This window comes from Kitasatospora sp. NPDC036755, from assembly GCF_040636595.1.
Lineage (GTDB): Bacteria > Actinomycetota > Actinomycetes > Streptomycetales > Streptomycetaceae > Kitasatospora.
Genome location: NZ_JBEZUT010000536.1, coordinates 1 through 3,814, shown reverse-complemented (window position 1 = coordinate 3,814; position 3,814 = coordinate 1). Strand labels below are relative to the sequence as shown.

3 protein-coding genes and 1 pseudogene are annotated in these 3,814 nt (G+C 72.1%); 3 read left to right on the top strand and 1 reads right to left on the bottom strand.

Going from position 1 to position 3,814, the window contains the following annotated elements:
- On the bottom strand, positions 1-668 hold a 668-nt coding region (locus tag AB0E96_RS39445), incomplete at its 3' end, for a rhomboid-like protein (RefSeq protein WP_359831428.1).
- Positions 669-1,284: 616 nt separating this feature from the next.
- Here AB0E96_RS39445 and AB0E96_RS39440 point away from each other — a divergent pair.
- The 3 genes and pseudogenes from AB0E96_RS39440 to AB0E96_RS39430 all read left to right on the top strand — a co-directional run.
- Positions 1,285-2,022 carry a response regulator transcription factor gene (locus tag AB0E96_RS39440; RefSeq protein WP_030057574.1) on the top strand — a complete coding sequence of 246 codons (738 nt, stop codon included), beginning with the start codon at positions 1,285-1,287 and terminating at the stop codon, positions 2,020-2,022.
- A 92-nt stretch (positions 2,023-2,114) separates the two neighbouring features.
- Complete coding sequence (locus AB0E96_RS39435) at positions 2,115-3,302, top strand: HAMP domain-containing sensor histidine kinase (RefSeq protein ID WP_359831426.1); 1,188 nt, start codon at positions 2,115-2,117, stop codon at positions 3,300-3,302.
- A gap of 233 nt (positions 3,303-3,535) precedes the next feature.
- Positions 3,536-3,694 (top strand): annotated as a pseudogene (locus tag AB0E96_RS39430) (hypothetical protein); the annotation flags it as partial.
- Positions 3,695-3,814 lie beyond the last annotated feature (120 nt).

The following is a 3,814-nucleotide window of genomic DNA, read 5'->3' as shown; positions in this document are numbered from 1 at the left end:
GTCGCGGCGGCCCGGCGCGACCTGGGCGGGCGCCGCTCGACCCGGCGCAGCCAGCGCCACAGCGCGACCCCGGTGAGCACGGCCGCCGGGTGCCCCACCCCGGTGACCACGTCCTCGTCGGTGGCGATCTGCTGGGCGATCATCAGCCCGACGCCCCCCAGTGCGAGCAGTCTCCCCGGCCGGGGGAGCAGCCCGGCCACCGCGCCCAGGCAGGCGAGCACGCCGTAGCTGACCCCGACGTCCAGGTGGTCCATCGCCTCGGGCGCCATCCGCCCGGTCTCCACCGCGACGATCACCACCCCCTGGGAGAGCAGCGTCGCCGCGACGTGCCCGGCCGCGAACACCGCCGCGGCCCGGGCCGGGCCGACCCTGCGCTCCAGCGGGGCGAGGGTGAGGGCGAATCCCCACAGGTACGGCACCCACACCTCGCCGGCCACCCAGAATCCGCTCAGCACAAGGGCGCGCAAAGGATGCTGGAGCAGGTTGTGGCCGTCCGAACTGGAGGCCTCCCGCAAACGCTGGACGAGTTCCGGATCGGCGAGGTTCGCGAAGGTCGTGGTGGCTCCCACGACGGCGAGGTATCCGAGTGTGAAGGGCGTTCCGCGGGGCGTCGGCACCCGTTCCAGCAGCCATTCCAGGACGCCCGTGCGCAGCCCGAGCCGGAGCATTCCGTACGGCACCCCCGGAGCCCCGCGCCCGTCGGCAAACCGCCCGAGACCCGCCACGCCGCCTCCGCTCCACGCCACAGCCACCGGCTCCCGCCCTGGGCCCAACGTACCGGCGCGCGCCGCGGATCCCGCCCGGCCGGCCGTTGTCGTGGCCACGGTACGTCGAGGTTCTGAGAGGCACCTGGGAGAAGCCCGTGAAGACCGCCCCCGTGATGGACCGCGGGATTCCCGACATTGGTCCAGACCTTCTCCCCACTAACGCGACAGCAGGGCCTCTGACCGGCGACTTGGCGTCAACTCGACTGCATACGTACCGTTACGCAGAGAAAATTCGCCGGGTAAGGTATCGGCCCGTGCCCACTCGTGCAGTGGGTCCGAGGGCGGCCCGACAGCCGGCCCACGGGCCGGAAACGTCCGGTCCACCTGCCGGGAAGCATCCGCTGTCCGTACGCTGCGAAGTGCGCGGGAGAAGTGGGCGGCCGACCATCCGTCCTCGGCTCCCGATCGCGCGACGGGACGGCGGACCCGGCACAGTCCACGACGGAACAAGACTACGAGCGGAGCCCGCCATCCCCACAGGTGGCCGGCCCGCAGCCCTGGGGGCGGTGGCGTGACCGTGACAGAGATTCAGCAGGACAACCACAACACCGGTGGCACTGTGAGCAGCCAGCGCAGAGTCCTGGTGGTGGAGGACGAGCCCACGATCGCCGAGTCGATCGCCGCCCGGCTGGGCGCCGAGGGCTTCAAGGTCGCCGTGGCCCACGACGGCCCCGGCGCGGTCGACGGCTTCCACACCTGGCAGCCGGACCTGGTGGTCCTCGACATCATGCTGCCCGGCTTCGACGGCCTCGAGGTGTGCCGCCGGATCCAGGCCCAGCGCCCGGTGCCGGTGCTGATGCTGACCGCCCGCGACGACGAGACGGACCTGCTGGTCGGCCTCGGCGTGGGCGCGGACGACTACATGACCAAGCCGTTCTCGATGCGCGAGCTCGCCGCCCGCGTCAACGTCCTGCTGCGCCGCGTCGAGCGCGCCCAGCAGGCCGCCCGCACGCCCGCGCTGGGCAGCCTGCGGTTCGGCGAGCTGGAGATCGACCACGTGCAGCGCAGGGTCCGGCTGGCCTCGGGCGACGTCCACCTGACGCCGACCGAGTTCGACCTGCTCGCCTGCCTGGCCGCCCAGCCGCGCGCCGTGCTCACCCGCGAGCAGCTGCTGGCCGAGGTCTGGGACTGGACCGACGCGTCCGGCACCCGCACCGTGGACAGCCACGTCAAGGCGCTGCGCCGGAAGATCGGCGCCAGCTGGATCCGCACCGTCCACGGCGTCGGCTACGCGCTGGAGGCCCCGCTCTCCTGACGTCGTCGCGGGCGACGGGCCACCGGGGGGCCCGCGTCCCGGACGACGCCGCGCCACCGCGCGGGGAGACGACGCGGGGACCACAGGGGACCATGACCTTTCCACAGCAACGCAACGGGGAATCCGACGGCACGCGGCCGCAGAACCTGGCCGCCCGCGCCGCCCGCCGGGTGTGGGCCGACATCCGGCCGCTCGACCCGGTCCGCTCGATCAAGGGCAAGCTCACCCTGCTCGTGATCGTCTCCGTGTTCCTGGCCACCGGGATGGTGGTCGTGGCGATCCGGTCCGAGACCCAGATCCGGATCATCATGGTCTTCTCCATGATCGCCTCGCTGCTCTTCATGCAGTTCCTCGCGCACGGGCTGACCGCCCCCCTGCGCGAGATGACGGCCGCCGCCAGGGCGATGGCCTCCGGCGACTACAGCCGCCGGGTCGAGGCGGCCTCGCGCGACGAGATCGGCGAGCTGGCCGCCGCCTTCAACGCCATGGCCGCCGACCTCCAGGCCGCCGACCGGCACCGGCGGGAGCTGGTCGCCAACGTCTCGCACGAACTGCGCACGCCCATCGCCGCGCTGCGCGCCGTCCTGGAGAACGTGGTGGACGGCGTCGTCCAGCCCAATCCGGCGACCCTGGAGGCGGCGCTGGAGCAGACCGAGCGGCTCGGCCGGCTGGTCACCCACCTGCTCGACCTCTCCAAGATCGACGACGGCGTGGTCGACCTGGACGCCCGCCCCTTCGAGGTGCGCGAGTTCCTGGACGGCGTGCTGCGCGGGGTCACCGTGGACGGCGCGACGGCCGGCGGCGCCTTCTCCCGGCGCGGGGACGTCCGGCTGGCCCTGGAGGTCAGCCCGACCGGCCTGACCGGCGTGGCGGACCCGGAGCGGCTCCACCAGGTGGTCGCCAACCTGGTCGACAACGCCTGCAAGCACTCCCCGCCCGGCGGCACCGTGACGGTGCGGGCGAGGCCGGAGGGCGATCCGGGCGGCCTGCTGCTGGAGGTCGAGGACGAGGGCCCCGGCATCCCGGCGGCCGACCGCACCCGGGTCTTCGAACGGTTCGGCCGCAGCGGCACCGCGACCGCCGCCGGGCCGGGCTCGGACGGCGGCACCGGGCTGGGCCTGGCCATCGCCCGCTGGGCGGTCGACCTGCACGGGGGCCGGATCGCGGTGGCCGAGTCCCCGCGCGGCTGCCGGATCGAGGTCAGGCTGCCCGGACAGCGGCACGGCGAAGGTCGGGACATTTGTCACAGATCCGACACAGGCGCATACGAAGATCATTAAAGGATTCGACCGAGTTTTTGTCCGGTTTGGTCCGGGTATGGGCCCTGTTCGGCACCGATCGGTTCCCCTCAGATGCGGCTTTCTAACGCACTTTTTCAGCCAAAGTGCAGGTCAGCACTGTGATCTGGGCGACGCCTGGGCCCCGGGGACTGCGCGATCACTGGTCAGGGGCGTAGCCTTAATCCCCGCTGTCCAAACATCCCAAAAGGAAGCGGAAGAGGGCGGTTGCCGCCGTGTCGCCACAGTCCCCTGAAACCCCCAACAGCTCGGCAAGTTCCACTGGCTTCGGCCCCAATGAGTGGCTCGTCGACGAGATCTACCAGCAGTACCTCCAGGACCCGAACTCGGTCGACCGAGCCTGGTGGGACTTTTTCGCCGACTACAAGCCCGGTACCGAGGTGACCCCAGTGACCCAGGCGCCGGTGATGGCCACCCGCATGCCCTGGACGAGCGGCTTGCCGTCCTCCCAGCGCCCCGGGTTGGGGTACGGGCAGGGCGGGCGCTTCTTGGCC